Source organism: Demequina litorisediminis, assembly GCF_030161615.1.
Lineage (GTDB): Bacteria > Actinomycetota > Actinomycetes > Actinomycetales > Demequinaceae > Demequina > Demequina litorisediminis.
The window spans coordinates 980642-994803 of sequence record NZ_BSUN01000001.1; the positions used below are offsets into that span (position 1 = coordinate 980642).

General features: G+C 70.2%; 20 protein-coding genes and 1 pseudogene. 3 read left to right on the top strand and 18 right to left on the bottom strand.

Features of this window, described 5'->3' with window-relative positions; translation table 11 throughout:
• Positions 1–68 precede the first annotated feature (68 nt).
• Positions 69–1055: a homoserine O-acetyltransferase family protein gene (locus tag QQK48_RS06040; RefSeq protein WP_284327811.1), complete on the top strand. Its 987-nt coding sequence runs from the start codon at positions 69–71 to the stop codon at positions 1053–1055.
• Entirely contained in the window at positions 997–1266 is a 270-nt protein-coding gene (locus QQK48_RS06045) for a hypothetical protein (protein ID WP_284327812.1), read from the top strand. The genes QQK48_RS06040 and QQK48_RS06045 overlap by 59 nt, the downstream gene beginning before the upstream one ends.
• 24 nt (positions 1267–1290) lie before the next feature.
• Here QQK48_RS06045 and QQK48_RS06050 read toward each other — a convergent pair whose 3' ends face one another.
• Genes QQK48_RS06050 through QQK48_RS06060 form a run of 3 tightly spaced genes read right to left on the bottom strand, consistent with a single transcriptional unit; the run spans position 1291 to position 3070 of the window.
• Positions 1291–1671, bottom strand: a complete 381-nt coding sequence (locus tag QQK48_RS06050; RefSeq protein WP_284327813.1) for a hypothetical protein — start codon at positions 1669–1671, stop codon at positions 1291–1293.
• Positions 1647–2423 (bottom strand): DUF4012 domain-containing protein, encoded by a 777-nt coding sequence (locus QQK48_RS06055; protein WP_284327814.1) that lies wholly within the window; start codon positions 2421–2423, stop codon positions 1647–1649. The genes QQK48_RS06050 and QQK48_RS06055 overlap by 25 nt, the downstream gene beginning before the upstream one ends.
• On the bottom strand, positions 2387–3070 hold the full coding sequence (locus QQK48_RS06060) for a hypothetical protein (RefSeq protein ID WP_284327815.1): 684 nt from the start codon (positions 3068–3070) through the stop codon (positions 2387–2389). The genes QQK48_RS06055 and QQK48_RS06060 overlap by 37 nt, the downstream gene beginning before the upstream one ends.
• A gap of 43 nt (positions 3071–3113) precedes the next feature.
• Here QQK48_RS06060 and QQK48_RS06065 point away from each other — a divergent pair, with 43 nt between their 5' ends.
• Positions 3114–3653, top strand: coding sequence for an arsenate-mycothiol transferase ArsC (locus QQK48_RS06065; RefSeq protein ID WP_284327816.1), 540 nt, complete (start codon positions 3114–3116; stop codon positions 3651–3653).
• 30 nt (positions 3654–3683) lie between these two features.
• Here the strand turns inward: QQK48_RS06065 and QQK48_RS06070 are convergent, their stop codons facing one another.
• The 15 genes and pseudogenes from QQK48_RS06070 to QQK48_RS06125 form a co-directional block, all read right to left on the bottom strand.
• Positions 3684–4151 carry a CAP domain-containing protein gene (locus QQK48_RS06070; protein ID WP_284327817.1) on the bottom strand — a complete coding sequence of 156 codons (468 nt, stop codon included), beginning with the start codon at positions 4149–4151 and terminating at the stop codon, positions 3684–3686.
• Positions 4148–4426, bottom strand: a pseudogene (locus tag QQK48_RS19370) (hypothetical protein); the annotation flags it as partial. The pseudogene QQK48_RS19370 and the gene QQK48_RS06070, both read right to left, overlap by 4 nt.
• Positions 4427–4445: 19 nt before the next feature.
• A complete protein-coding gene (locus QQK48_RS06080; RefSeq protein WP_284327819.1) occupies positions 4446–4652 on the bottom strand; it encodes a hypothetical protein in 207 nt (68 codons plus the stop codon).
• Positions 4653–4699: 47 nt separating this feature from the next.
• Positions 4700–5251, bottom strand: a complete 552-nt coding sequence (locus QQK48_RS06085; RefSeq protein WP_284327820.1) for a YdcF family protein — start codon at positions 5249–5251, stop codon at positions 4700–4702.
• A gap of 2 nt (positions 5252–5253) precedes the next feature.
• The gene (locus QQK48_RS19375) at positions 5254–5589 is read right to left on the bottom strand and encodes a (Fe-S)-binding protein (RefSeq protein ID WP_348523494.1); all 336 of its coding nucleotides are present in this window, start codon (positions 5587–5589) and stop codon (positions 5254–5256) included.
• Positions 5590–5599: 10 nt separating this feature from the next.
• Positions 5600–7315 carry an FAD-binding and (Fe-S)-binding domain-containing protein gene (locus QQK48_RS19380; RefSeq protein ID WP_348523765.1) on the bottom strand — a complete coding sequence of 572 codons (1716 nt, stop codon included), beginning with the start codon at positions 7313–7315 and terminating at the stop codon, positions 5600–5602.
• The gene (locus QQK48_RS19385) at positions 7209–7766 is read right to left on the bottom strand and encodes an FAD-binding oxidoreductase (RefSeq protein WP_348523495.1); all 558 of its coding nucleotides are present in this window, start codon (positions 7764–7766) and stop codon (positions 7209–7211) included. The genes QQK48_RS19380 and QQK48_RS19385 overlap by 107 nt, the downstream gene beginning before the upstream one ends.
• The gene (locus QQK48_RS19390) at positions 7672–8115 is read right to left on the bottom strand and encodes an FAD-binding oxidoreductase (protein ID WP_348523496.1); all 444 of its coding nucleotides are present in this window, start codon (positions 8113–8115) and stop codon (positions 7672–7674) included. Before QQK48_RS19390 ends, QQK48_RS19385 begins: the two co-directional genes overlap by 95 nt.
• A gap of 44 nt (positions 8116–8159) precedes the next feature.
• Complete coding sequence (locus QQK48_RS06095) at positions 8160–8501, bottom strand: hypothetical protein (RefSeq protein ID WP_284327821.1); 342 nt, start codon at positions 8499–8501, stop codon at positions 8160–8162.
• Entirely contained in the window at positions 8413–9735 is a 1323-nt protein-coding gene (locus QQK48_RS06100) for a YveK family protein (protein WP_284327822.1), read from the bottom strand. The genes QQK48_RS06095 and QQK48_RS06100 overlap by 89 nt, the downstream gene beginning before the upstream one ends.
• A 97-nt stretch (positions 9736–9832) precedes the next feature.
• Positions 9833–10312: a hypothetical protein gene (locus QQK48_RS06105; protein WP_284327823.1), complete on the bottom strand. Its 480-nt coding sequence runs from the start codon at positions 10310–10312 to the stop codon at positions 9833–9835.
• Positions 10309–11010, bottom strand: a complete 702-nt coding sequence (locus tag QQK48_RS06110) for a hypothetical protein (RefSeq protein WP_284327824.1) — start codon at positions 11008–11010, stop codon at positions 10309–10311. The genes QQK48_RS06105 and QQK48_RS06110 overlap by 4 nt, the downstream gene beginning before the upstream one ends.
• A gap of 271 nt (positions 11011–11281) precedes the next feature.
• A complete protein-coding gene (locus tag QQK48_RS06115) occupies positions 11282–12046 on the bottom strand; it encodes a glycosyltransferase family 2 protein (RefSeq protein ID WP_284327825.1) in 765 nt (254 codons plus the stop codon).
• Positions 12043–12735, bottom strand: a complete 693-nt coding sequence (locus tag QQK48_RS06120) for a WecB/TagA/CpsF family glycosyltransferase (protein WP_348523766.1) — start codon at positions 12733–12735, stop codon at positions 12043–12045. The genes QQK48_RS06115 and QQK48_RS06120 overlap by 4 nt, the downstream gene beginning before the upstream one ends.
• A gap of 61 nt (positions 12736–12796) precedes the next feature.
• Complete coding sequence (locus QQK48_RS06125) at positions 12797–14161, bottom strand: hypothetical protein (RefSeq protein ID WP_284329463.1); 1365 nt, start codon at positions 14159–14161, stop codon at positions 12797–12799.
• Position 14162 lies beyond the last annotated feature (1 nt).

Genomic DNA, 14162 nt, shown 5'->3' on the forward strand with positions numbered 1-14162 from the left:
GCGCGCCAACCCCTGTGACGCTTCCGACGGCGCAATCTGGAGTGTCGCGGTGCCCTATCGTGGCGAACATGGATGACGACGGCATCGAATCGGACGCCTACGCAGCAGACCAGGGCCCCGGCAAGGGAGACCTCATCCCGGCATCGGCCGCGTGGCGCGAAGGCGACCACCCCGGTCACCGCCAGTTCTTCGCGCTGGGCGACCTGCCACTCGAGGCGGACCCCATGGGAGTCCTGCCCGACGTCACCATGGCCTACGAGACCTGGGGCGAACTCAACGCCGCCCGTGACAACGCGATCTACATCGCGCACGCGCTCACCGGCGACAGCCACGTCTTCGGCCCCGCGGAGCCCGGCCACCACACCGGAGGCTGGTGGCATGCGTTCGTGGGCCCCGGAAAGCCAATCGACCCGGAACGCCACTTCATCGTGTCTGCCAACGTCATCGGCGGCTGCCAGGGCTCCACCGGCCCCGCCTCGGCGCATCCCGTCGACGGCCAGCCGTGGGGCTCCCGGTTCCCGTACGTCACGATGCGTGACATGGTCGCGGCGGAAATCCGTCTCGCCGACCACCTCGGCATCGACCGCTGGCGCCTCATCGCGGGCCCCTCCATGGGCGGCATGCGCGCCATCGAGTGGGCGGTGACCGTACCCGAGCGCGTGGGCGCCATCGCCCCCGTGGGCTCCACGGCAGCCGTGACGGCCGACCAGATTGCATGGTCGACGGCGCAACTCGCCGCCATCAAGGCCGACCCCCGCTTCAGGGGCGGCGACTACTACGGCGCCGCGGACGGCGAGGGGCCCCACGTGGGCATCGGCATCGCCCGCATGATCGCGCACACCAACTACCGGTCCGAGGGCGAGCTCGCGGACCGCTTCGGCCGCCGCTACCAGGGCGACACCGACCCGCTGGGCAAGGGTGGCCTGTTCGCCATTCAGTCATACCTCGAGCACCACGCACGCAAGGCTCGCCCGCCGGTTCGACGCCAACACGTACGTGCGCCTGTCGCAGGCGATCCAGTCCCACGATGTGGGACGTGGCCGCGGCGGCGTTGAGACCGCGCTCGCGCGCTACACGGGCCCCGCGCTCGTGGTGGCCGTGGACTCCGACCGCCTGTACCCGCTCAAGAACTCCATCGCGCTCGACCGTGGCTTCGCAGGCTCCCAGGGCGTGAAGGTGGTGCACTCCCCGTGGGCCACGACGGCTTCCTGGTGGAATCCGGTCAGGCTCAACGCGTTTATCTCGGAGTTCGAGACCTCGCTGTAGCGCGCGAGTCGGGGCCGCGAGGGGTCAGCAGTCGGCGGATGCCTCGCTGCGGTCCACCTCGGGGTTCCCACTCGCCGCACCGGGGGTGACCGCAAGGTCGCCGCGGGCCACCGACTGTCCGCTCGCGTCGAAGCGGTACTCGACGGTGGTCGTGTCTCCGGGCGCGAGGACGATGCGAACCGACGTGAGCGAACGCCCGTGATGGATCTCACCGTTGAGCATCGCGGTCTCGCCGTCCTGCGTTGCCTCGGTCAACGAGAGCCCCTGAGGCGGGTACACGAGCAGGTTCGCATGGAACTCACCGGCCGGCACGAACGTGCCGCCTCCCGACACGTACTCGGGCATGGCGGCCACGTCGCCATCAAAGGTGTGGGACAGGGTCACCGAGACGTCCTGTGCGGCCACGGAGCCATCGGCGCAGACGTGGTCCACCACGTCAACACTCGTCGCGACGTAATAGCCGATCTTGGATCCGGAACCATCATTGAGGAACACTCCGAGCGCGGGTTCGTTCTCGATCCACTCGGCGCCCAGGGGGTGGTCACGATGAGGTCCTGCTCCGTGTCGGTGGCCGACCACAGCAGGAAGCGCCCCTCCCCGATGGCCTTCTCGATGCCACCGACGATCGCGGTGTCCCCCGACATGAGCACGCCGAAGAGTTCGCGGCTCGCGAGCGCAAAGAAGGCGTCTGACTGCTCGGGTTCCGGGTACTCCCAGTACGCGTCGCTCAGCAACACCTGTGCGACGTTGTCCGCGGTCACCTCAATGCCGCCGATGTCGGTGGAGGGCATCCCCTCGAGCATGTACCCGAGCGCCACGGGGTCGAGAGAGACCACCCCATCGGGCACCTGGCCCGTCTCACGCTCCCAGAATGCGGCCATGATCTCAGCCGCGCGGGGGAACTCAGGCGTGAAGTTCACGTCCTGCGGATACCAGGCCATCTTCTCGGTGAAGATGCGGCGTTCGTCGTCGGTGAGTGGCGTCACCTCGTCAGAGGTGTCGACCATGGAGTTGCCTTCCACGTACTGCGTGACCTCGAAGCGGCCGTCGTCCACCGCCAGGCCGATGACGGTGCCCGAGATCCCGCCCGACGTACGCGGTTCCGCGTTGTTCTGAATCATCACCACGTAGTTCCGCGGCCCGTCGCCACCGAGCATCGTGGAAAGTAGGCTCGGCCGCCACATGCGCATCCGCCACGAGCGCACCCATCTCGTCGAGCCTTGCCCTTGAGGTCCTCGAAGGGCCCACGGACCGGATCGACGGTGCCCTCGAGGTTGACGTCACCGAGCGCAGCGACCTGCTGAGACAGCACGGCGTCCGCATCCGCGAGCACCGCCCGGTACGGCTCAAGAAAGTCGGGGTCCACCCGGCCGTCAACCACGGGAGGCGCCTCCAACGCGGACAGGTCGTCAAGGCCCGCCAGCGGTCCGAGCGCATCGTCTGCGACGGCCCTCACTGCGCGTCCCGCCTCCTGCAGCGGAACGGTCTGGTCCTTGACCCATGGCGTCCGCGCGGCAAGCCACCAAGGGAAGCCGTCGGTGGCGCCCGCAAAGGTTGCCGCGGCCTCCTGGAGCGCCTCCACCTCCGCCGTCAGCGTCGTGGCATCGCGATCGGTCACGGCCTGCTGAGCGCCGCTGGCATGCGCCTCGAGATCGGCCGCAGAACCCTGCAGGCGGTACGCATCGAGCGCCAGCAACACGGCAGGGATCATGACGACGATCGCCACACCGGCCACCACACCGGCCACCACCCATCGCCACCGTCGACGCTTGGAGGCGGGCGCATCAGCCGGTACGTTGGACATGATCCGGGTACTCCTTCGACGCGCCGGCCAAGGGAGGCGAGCCGTGACCAGCATCGTCACCGTGTGCACGGGAAACATCTGCCGTTCGCCTGCCGCCGCACTGCTGCTCCGAGACTACCTGGGAGACCTCGCCGAGGTCTCGAGCGCGGGAACACACGCCCTGGAGGGCCACCCGATCCCCGACCAGATGCTCGCCGCACTCGATCGCGTGGGACTCGACGGACGCGCCCACCGCGCCCGGCCACTCACCGGTGAGGTGACGCGCGGCGCCGACCTCATCATCGCGATGGCGGGCGACCACAGGGCCTTCGCGGTGCGACAGGCCCCGGCGGCCCTCAAGCGCACCGTGCTCCTGGACGAACTCGCGCGCGCCGCGCGCGAGGGCATCGTGCTCGAGGGAGCATCGGCGCAGGAGCGGCTCGGCCAGGTCGCGGCCACGGTGGCGGCCCACCGCACCACGCTCGCCGACCCACCCCCGCAAGACGTTCCCGACCCCTACCGGCGCGGCCAGCGAGCCTACGACGACGCGTTCACCATGATTCACGACGCGGTACGCGACGTGGCCGCGTGGTTCCGCGGCTAGCGAAGACCCTGCCTCGGCAGCGGGCAAGCGTCACGGCTCGAGGCTGACGGCCTCACCCTGCGCCACCCACGAGCACGCCATCAGGGCGCCATCGACCACGCATCCCACGCCTGCATCGACAAACTCCGTCGAGACCACATTCGCCTCGTGACCCGGCGACGCCATCCATCGGTCAACGATGGTGGCCGCGTCCTCCTCGGAGTACGACAGGTTCTCGCCGGCAGCGGCGTTGTCCGCACACGGCGCCTGGAGCGGCTGGTGTTCAAGGGTGTCGGTGTCGGCGACCACCTGCGCGCGAGCAAGGGCAGCGGCCGCCACGCACTCGTCCCACACCAACGGGTCCAACCCCGCCTCCGTGCGCGCGGCATTGGTGCCGACGAAGAGCTCGTGAGCGTAGTCGGCCGGATCATCGGCCCGCGTCGTGTCAGGCGCGCCGGTGCAGCCGGCTAGGACCGCGACGGCGCTCGCCGCGGCGGCCAGGCGGGCGCCCCCGGTCATGGCGCGAAGCCCTGAAAGATGACCGAGCAGGCCATGCCTGCCACATCCTCGCCGTCCTCGGCCACTCGCGAGTTGTCGGCGGCGGCGACGGCGACGCACCCGACGCCTGCCACCTCGAATGACGGGTCGACCAGGTTGGGCTGTTGCGTCTCGTTCGCCGCCCAGGTCGCCACCACCTCGGCCGCCGTCTGATCCGACCGCGAGATGTTCTCCCCCGCGTAGTCGAAGTCGCCACAGTCCGCCGGCAGGTCCTCGAGCGGAGCCTCGACCGCGCCGGGAAGGCGAGCCGCGCGCTCACGCGCGTGGGCAGCGAGGCATTCGTTGGCGTCGAGCCTGCGTCACGTCGGCGGCGAAGCGCAGGGCGTTCACCTGATCGAGAATCGCCCCCTCGAAGTCCGCGGCGGCCGGCAAGTCGACTGCGTCAGACGACTGAGTGCAGCCGGCGAGGAACACGACGGAAGCAGCAAGGACCAGGGCCGATGCGACACGAGGGGAAGGCACAGGCCTAGGTTACGTGGCACCGCTGCCAGGCAGGAAGCGGGAAGCGCTCAGCAGTCGATGGCGAGACCGGCACGCATGAACGCACCCGTCTGATAGACGTACTGGTACACCCAATCAAAGGTGTTGAGCGACTCACCCGAATCGATCATGGCGAGGTCGCCGGAGAAGCACCGCTCCATGAGCGTCTCCGCCCGCTTCACCTGCGGACGGAACGTGATCACGGAGGCGGACGTCCAGCCGTTCGCCTCGACCTCACGATCCAGCCACTGGGCCTCGCCGCGGGTCGAGAACGGCTCGGGCTTCTCGCACAGCACCGTGTAGCCGGAGAAGGGCGCCGCCCCCGCGCAGGCCGCCTGGGCCAGTGAGTACTGCGCGTCCGCCGTGTCGACCGAGACCATCAGAGTGTCGGTACTGCCGGACTCGAGCAGGTCGAGCGCAGCCTTCATCCGCTCGTCGGTGGGCGGGCCAATCACGTACGCCACGTCGGTCTCGCCCGGCTGATCGGTCCCGGGAGACACGTACAGCGGCCACCCGGCGGCAGCCACGGCGATGACCAGGACACCCAGCCACGCAAAACGGCGAATCCACGCCTTCGACATTGTCAGATCCTTGTCGCTAGAAGTTCGGCGAGGTGCATGCCGCGCGTGCCGTGGAGGTCCTCGGCCTGGGTGCGGCAGGCGATCCCGTCAGCAAGGTAGATGGAACCCTCGGGCGCGTTGCGGAGCGCAGGCAGCAGCGAATTCTCTGCCACCGCCACCGACGTGTCGTAATGACCTTTCTCGGTCCCCCAGTTGCCCGCAAGGCCGCAGCATCCCGCGGTCTCCGTCACCGTGGCGCCCGCGCTCGCGAGCAGTTCGCGGTCCGCGGTGAAGCCTGTGACCGAGTACTGGTGGCAGTGCGGCTGCACCACGGCGGTGACGTCGTCGAGTCGCGGCACGCTCCACCCCTCACGCGGCTTGACAGGTGCGCGTCCGGTGAGCACCTCGGCCAGGGAGAAGGTACCGCGAGCCACCGCGTGCGCGCGCGGGTCCTCGGGCAGAAGTTCCGTCAGGTCGCCGCGAAGAGCGGCGGTGCACGAGGGCTCGATGCCGATGATGGGGATGCCATTCACGGCGTACGGCCCCAGCACACCCAGCAGATCGTTCATGCGAGCACGGGCCGCATCGAGCCTGGCCCGTGGAGATCCACGTCACGGCACAGCAGGCGGACTGGTCAGGGACCACCACCTCGAACCCTGCGTCCTCCAGCACCGCGACGATGGCTGCGGGGATCTGGGCGTCGAGGCCGTCGGTGAACGAGTCCGCCCACAGCACCACGCGGTTCTCGACTCGGGTGCTGCCGGGGGTCGAGGGCGCCTGCGCGGGAGCCCGATGAGAGCGCGCCACCGCGGACTTGCGGAAGGGCGTCGCCGAGAAGTGCGGGAGGGTGCGGCGCTTGTCGAGGCCCGCAAGGTTCACGGCGGTGCGCTGGATCCACCGGGGCCGCAGCACGGCGTTGACCAAGCCGGGGGCGATGCCGATGACCTTCAGCCAGCGCGGCAGCCACCCCACCGAGTAGTGCGCGACGGGTCGCAGGCGTCCCTTGTAGGTGCGGTGCAGCACCTCCGACTTGTACGCCGCCATGTCCACCCCGCTGGGGCAGTCGGACGAACAGGCCTTGCAGGACAGGCACAGGTCGAGGCTTTCGCGCACCTCGGGCGCCTTCAGCCCTCCGATGAGGGTGCCGTTGATCGCCTCCTGAAGCACGCGCGCACGCCCGCGCGTGACGTCCTTCTCGTCCTTGGTGGCCGTGTAGGCGGGGCACATAAAGCCGCTGCCGCCGCCGATGGCATCGGCCCTGCACTTGCCCACACCGGTGCAGCGGTGGACCGCTTCGGCGAGGTCGCCGTGATCGTGGGCGAACGCGAGTCCCGTTCCCCGCGGGGTGGCGGGGGCGGAAGGCCGCCGCAGGTCCGCGTCGAGGGGAGCCGGGTCCACCACGATGCCGGGATTCAGCAGACCCGCAGGGTCGAACAGGCGCTTGACCTGCTCCATGACGTCGAGCGCCTCGGCCGAGTACATGGTGTGAAGGAGTTCTCCACGGGCACGACCATCACCGTGCTCGCCCGAAAGCGACCCGCCGTGGCGGGCCACGAGCGCGGCCGCATCCTCCATGAAGGCACGCAGCGGGCGCCCGTCGTCCTGCAACGGAATGTCGAGTCGCACGTGAATGCACCCGTCACCGAAGTGTCCGAACGGCTGGCCGGTCACGCCATGCGACTCCATCAGCACGTCGAACTCACGCAGGTACGTGCCCAGATGCTCCGGGGGCACGGCAGCGTCCTCCCAGCCGGGCCAGCATTCCTTGTTGTCAACGCTGCGACCGGCAAGCCCGGCGCCGTCGGCGCGGATCGCCCACAAGTTCGCGGCCTCCCGCGGATCCTCCAGGACCCGCACGGACGTGGTGCCGGCATCGGCCGTGATGGCGGCGAGGATGGCGCGCGCCTCCTCCTCGGTGTCGGCACCCACCTCGACGAAGAGCCAGCCTGCGCCTGGCGGCAGCGCGGGGATGGCCTGATCACCCTTCGCGGCCCTGATCCGGTCGATGAGACGGGCATCGAGACCCTCGACCGCGTGGGGCTTGTGGACCATGATGGGCACCACGGCATCGGCCGCCGCCGGCATGTCCTCGTAGCCAAACGCCACCGTGAGTCGCACGGGCGCGATGGGCACCAGCCGCACGGTCGCCTCGAGCGTGGTCGCCAGCGTGCCCTCGGTGCCGACGAGGAACTTGGCGAGATCGCCGCCGAGCCTCGGGCAACAGATGCTGGAGGGAGTAGCCGCTGACCTGGCGCTCGAAACGGCCGAACTCCGTGCGAATGAGGGCCAGGTTGGCGCGCACGAGCGCGTCGAGGCCATCGATGGCGGCCACGCCCTTGCGGCCGGCGAGGACCCTCCTGCCGTCACCCGTGACGACATCGAGGCCGATGACGTTGTCGCTGGTCTTGCCGTGGGCCACCGCGTGGGGTCCGCAGGCGTTATTACCGATGAGGCCGCCGAGGGTCGCCCGATTGGTCGTCGAGGGGTCCGGGCCAAAGCGCAGCCCGTGCGGCGCGGCCGCCTTCTGTAGGCTCACTCAGGACGAGCCCCGGCTGGACCCGCGCCGTGCGGGCCTCCACGTCGAGGTCCAGCACGCGGTTCATGTGGCGGCTGGTGTCGATGACGACCCCGGGGCCGATGCTGTTGCCCGCCACCGACGTGCCACCGCCTCGCATGGTGACGGGAGCCGCGATCTCCCTGGCGGCAGCGAGCGCCGCAGCGAGGTCGTCGGCATCGCGAGGAAAGACCACCACCTGCGGAGGCACGCGGTAGTTCGAGGCATCCGTCGAATACTCAGCGCGGCGGCGGTCGCTGCCGTCCACCTCGCCGTCGACGCGCGCGCCGAGGTGTGCGGCGAGGTCGGTGAGCTCCGGGGCGATGGTCACGGGCGCCATTGTTCCACCGGCGGCGCCGTGGACCGCACCGACTCTCAGCGCGCGCCGTCCTCCACCGGCACCAGGTCTTCTCCGTCGAGGCGCTCGGCGGCAGGGATGTCGGGCCCCAGGTCCGCGGCACCGGCGGCGAGATCGTCGAGGTGGACCCCCTCACCGTCCGGATGGGGGTCCTCGTCCGACTCTTGCTCACGCGCGCGTGCCGCGCCGGTCGCGGAACCGTCTCGCGGCGCGATGCCCTCGACGGGAGCGGCCCCCGCGGGAGAGGGCGTGCCGTAGGCATACCCGTACTCACCCTTGACTCCCGAGCGGCCCGACCTCGACACCCCCTCGAGCACCACGCCCAGCATGCGGCCGCCCACGGCGTCGATGGACGCCATGGCCTGATCGAGGAGATCCACGGTGGTGCGCCCGGCTCGGGCCACGATGACCGCGCCGTCCGTGCGTGCGGTCAGCACCGCCGCGTCCGTCACCGGCAGCAGCGGCGGGGTGTCGATGAGCACGAGCACGTCGTCGCCAAAGCCCCGGACCAACTCGTGCATCGCGTCGGAACCCAACAATTCGGAGGGGTTGGGCGGGATAGGGCCGGCCGCCAGGATCGAGAGGCGACCCGACGGCCCGTAGGATTGGAGGACATCGGCAGGATCGACGCGCCCCACCAGCACATCCGTCAGGCCCGCGGCATCGATGAGCCCCAGGCTTGGTGGCGATCGACGGGCGCCGCAGATCCGCATCGATGAGGACCACCTCACGGCCCGCGGCGGCGATTGCCTCGGCCAGCATGATGGCCGTAGTGGACTTCCCGTCCCCCGACTGGGCCGACGTCACGACCATCGCACGCGGCGGATTGTCGACATCGATGAACTGAATGTTGGTGCGTACCTGGCGCACCGCCTCCACGATCAGGGGCGAACGCCCCACCGCGCCTCCCCTGCGCTGCAGCGACCTGTCGAACGGCACCTCGCCAAGGACGGCGACGGTGAACTCTCGCTTGATGTCCGCGGCGGTGCGCAGACGCTTGTCGAGGGACGCCCGCACGAGCGTCACGCCGACCGCAACAAAAAGCCCCGCCAGCAGGCCAACGGCGATCGCCATACGCGTATCGGGGCTGGTGGGCGCCGTCGGCAACTGCGCCTCCGAGACGGGGTGGAGGGTGACCACCGTGTCGCCCGAGCCGTCGGACTCGATCTCGGTGACCACCGTGGACAGGCCCTCGACCCAGGCATCGGCCAATGCCTGCGCCTCCTCGGGCGCAGCGCCCGTGGCCGCCACCCGCAGCACCGCCGTGTCCTCGGGGCTGGTGACGCTGATGCGGGCCGCGGCGGCCGTCGTGGAGATCTCCAGTTCGCCCGCCTCGATGGCGGCTTCCGCGACCTCGGCCGAGCCCGCGATCGAGAGGTACGACTGCACGCGCGACCGCGCGAAGTCGTCGCCTGTCTGGGCGTCTTCCAGGGTTTCGAGCGCACCGGTCGACACGATCGCCATGGCATGCGCGGTGTACACCTTGGGCTGCAGCGCCGCCCAGCCCCATCCCAGGGCCGCTCCGACCGCGGCTCCCACGATCAGCACCCACCAGTACCGCCTCAGCAGACGGGTGTAGTCGTCCAGCGCCATGTCGCCCTCCCCTCGCCGGCATCATTGCCGGGTGTCGTCGACGAGTCTCCTCGCCGCGGTGCGGGCACGACTCCCCGTACCCGAGATATCGGCACAGTCATGCTGCGCCTCCAGCGTTGGCCGAGAGCCCGCCTGTCTCGGCTGGGGTACGCCGCCACGCGCGGCGCCACCCCGGCACCGTCTGCGCCGCCAGCGCCGCCGCCGCACTCGCGAGCGCGGCACCCGAAGCGCCCAGCGGGCCGATGAGCGCCCACGCGAGCGGCAGCGCCACCGCGCCGGCGACCACGCCACACACCGCCTGGAACCGCAGTCCTGGCGCGTCCGTGAACCACATGGCCTGCGTCGCGTTGGCCCCCACCACCACCAACAGCGCGGCACACGCGAAGAACACACCCGCGTGCACGTCCACCCTGCCGCCGCTCATGAACCGCGTCAGCCATGGCCCCAACACCACCAGGCCAACACCGGCGCCTGCCGAGAGCCCGGCCAGCGCCGCGTTGGCCCGCCAGGCCTCCGCGCGTCCGGGCTCGCGCACCGCAAACCGCGCCCACAGCACCGTGGACGCCATGTAGATCACCGACCACAGCGGCAGATACAGCCTGCAGCACCAGCGAGTACTCGGTGAGGCTCCGCAGCGTCCCCCCGATGCGCCAGCACGATGCGCGAGCCCTGAATCAGCGCCGCGTTGGCGACGGTGAGCACCAGCATCGAGGACGCCACCGCGCCGATGCGCACGGTCGGCAGCGCGGGGCGAGTGGCCCGGCGTCCCAGCCGCCGCCACGCGTCACGCGCCGCTCCCCGGCGCGACGCCACCGCCATGCACGCCACGTCATAGGCCGCCATGCCCACGGTCGGGGCAAGAGCGAAGGCGAAGGCGGGAGTATCGGCCACCGCGAGTCCGGCCGCCACCGCGAGCCCCACCAGCGGAGGAATCACGCCCATCAGCGCCAAAAGCGTCGAGCGGCCCTGCCCCACCAGCACACGCCTGGCGGACGAGACGGGGAGGAACGCGAGGAACAGACACAGCGCTCCCGTAGTCGCGGCATTCGCCGCCGCGCCGTGCGGCTCAGGAATGCCCAACAAGGTGTCCCAGCCGACGGTCATCCCGACGACGCCGACCAGGAGGACGCCCGCGAGCGCGGCGACGGCGAGCACCGTCCACCCTCGCCACACCGTTGCCTCCGCCACAGCGGCGTCCTGCGGCGACTCGTTCTCCCGCGCCACGGCCCGCGTGATCGCGGCACCGATGCCGAGGTCGGAGAAGGTGAACAGCATGAAGAGCCTGACCGATCAGCGCCACGTAGCCGTACAGTTCGATCCCGGTCGCGTCGACGGTGACGCGTGCCGTGCCGAGCGCCGCGGCCGCGGTCACCGGCAGCACCACGAGGCGTGCCCCTGCGGCGAAGGACATCTGCCTCCACCACGGGGTCGCTCTCGCCGGCGCGTGCACGGTCATCCCACCAGCCCTCCCAGCCCCACGGCAACGGCCGCGGTGTGAGGACGCAGTTCGACCGTGCGGCGCATCGCATGTCCCACCCCGCGGAAGTCACGCGCCCGCAGCGCCGACCGCAACACGATGGACGCGACAAAATCGCCGTGGGCCCGCCGCGACGCCGTGGCACCCACGGCATCGGCCCACGCCAGCGACTGCTCCCAGTCGCCTGCACGAGAGATGGATCCCTGCGACCCCTGGAACACGCTCACCAGAACCTCGGGCACGGTGTGGATGGGCACTCCGACGGCATCGAGGCGGATGAGGAGGTCCCAGTCCTGATGCCGCGCGAGCGACTCGTTCCACGGCACCCGCAGCAACGTGGCGCGCGGGATCATCAGCGAACTCGTCTGGAGAAAGCCTGCGTCGCAGGCGCAGCGTCGACCGCTCCCACAGGTAGTCGACCACGGGTGTGGTGCCGTCATAAGGACGCTCCGGCAGGACGCGGACGCCGCCGCCCGCCTCGCGGAACTCCGTGAGGCAGGTGATGACGGCGTCGCCATGCGCGTCGAGTGCGGCGAGTTGTCTCTCCGCCTTGCGTGCGTGCCACGCGTCGTCGTCGTCGAGAAACGCCACCGCGTCTGTGTGCGCCGCCTCGACGCCCCGCTGACGCGCCGCGGCACCGCCCGTGGCCCCCTCGGTTTCGACCAGTTCGTACGTCAGTCCGTTCAGCATGACCTCGATCTGACCGCTGAGTTCTGGCCTGTCGTTCACGACCACCGTGCGGCACGGCACGGTCTGTGCGCGCACCGACTCGACAGCACGGCGCAGTTCCGGCCGCCCGGTGGTGGGGATGACGGCGGTGACACGGACGGTCATGATGCCCCCACTCGAGTGCGGCGAGACGCGATTATCCAGACCAGCAGGAACGGTTCGACCAGGTAGCGATGGGCGAGACGCCGGGGCTGCGAGGCGAGGCGCCACGCCCACTCGAGTCCGATGCGCCCGAGCCACCGGGGGGCATTGCGCTGTGTCCCCGCCAGTTGGTCGATGGCGCCTCCGACGGTCGCGTAGACCGCCGGAGGGAGCAGGTCGCCGTAGTCATCGAGGAACTGCTCCTGCAGCGGCATGCCAAGGCCCACGAGCACGAGGTCGGGGTTACTGGCGCGCAGCCAGCGCGCCACCTGCCCGGCCCGCTCGGGTCCCCAGTGCTGCCCTGACGCTCCTGTGACCACCGCATCGGGGCAGCGCTCCTGGAGCCGTGCTACCGCGAGACGGTTGGCCTCCTCCGTGGTCCCCACCAGGGCGATGCTCCGCACGTGAGGCGCCTGTGCGAGGAGGGGGATCCAGTCTGTCGACCCGATGCGGTGCTCCACCGTGAACCGGTGTCTGCGCTCGGCGCGACAGGCGAGCAACACGGGCATCCCGTCCACGAGCGACAGGTCGCAGCGGCGCGCGAACTCGGCGAAGCGGGCATCGTGCTGCGCCAGGTAAACCGAATGCAGATTGTGGGCTCCGATGACGAAGCGGCGGCGCGCTTGGACCGCGTGGTCGAGGGCGGTGATCAGGCTCGCGGGAGGTGAGCGGCGTCACGGCGACGCCGAGTGCGGGCAGTTCCAATAGGCTCTGTCATGGCGTGTCCTTCCTGCTCGTCGAAGGGAGTCGGGCGCTCATGGGTTCGGGTGGCCGATGCCTGCGCCACGGTGTCGCGGAGTGGTCCGGACCGGTGACGGCTGGCCCGGGGGCATCGGCCACACGGGCGTTGCCTGCGAGAATCGCGAGGACGATGGGCAGCGTGATGAAGGGGTTGTTGATCCCCGAGACGGACGCGGAGTTCGAGAACGCGATGAGCGTGAGCGCGGTGACGACCGGCCACGGGACGTGGTTGCGCACCATCACGTAGGCGGGAATCGCGAAGGCGGCGACGAGGCCCACGAGGCCAAAGTCGAAGAGCACGCGCAGCAGGAAGGCGTGGAGGACCACTGAGTAACACTCGTTCGCCGACTGGTCGGCGATCAGCACCGCGTAGAAATCGAGCCGGGCGCATGACTCCGTGGTGAGGGCTGTCATCGGCGGCGGACCAAGGAGCCAACCCACGAGGCCACGCTCGCCCGTCTCGTCACCGAAGATGGCCGCGAAGTTGAGGCGGTCTACCTGGCCTTCCGCTTCATATCTGGCGGCAAACAGCAGCGCGGCGGCGACGATGGCGCCGGCTGCGGTCAGTGCCGCCACATAGAGCCGCACCGCCTTCGCACCGATCAGCGTGTGCACCGCAAACAGCGCCGTGATACCAAACGCGATGGCCCCGGAGCGCGAGCCCGCGAGCACCACGGCGACGCCGAGCATGCCCAGCAGCACCAGCCGGTAGTGGACCATGTCGCGCAATGCCACCACCACGAGGCCACACAGCAACGCGATCTCGAAGTTGTTCTCGTACAGGAGGCCCGGGCGGTCGTGCCCGAGCGCCACCACCTCCACCACGTACTTGAGGAGGGCAAGCGGAATAAGTACCCACGCCATCCGGGCCGCGAGGTCGGGGATGCGCGCCACTCGCCCCGAACAGAGGAGGACGACCGCGATGTTGAGCAACCACTTGTGCGCCTGGACCACGTCGCCGAGCCCCGCCTCCGTGCTGGTGAGGGCGAAGGCGGCACGCACCGCGATCAGGGCGCCGACGGCCACCACCAGCGGCAGCATGCGCCGGTCCACCCAGCCGAGCAGCGTCAGGGCGGTGCCGTAGAGGGCAACGTCCAGAATCTGGTGCGCGGGCACCATGTTGAACTCACCCAGGGAGGCAAGACCCACCACGGCAAGCCCCACCACGAGGGCGAGCAGTGCGCGCTCGACCCCTCTCGGCATCGGCCGCCGTGCTGAGGTATCGGCGGCCGATGCCTGGGGCTCCGGGGAGTCGGAGTCTGTGAATGTGGGCGCTGCTGACGGGCGCGGCGCGGTGCGCCATGGGGGCGTCGCGCCGCCGCGCGCGGTGCGCGTCACG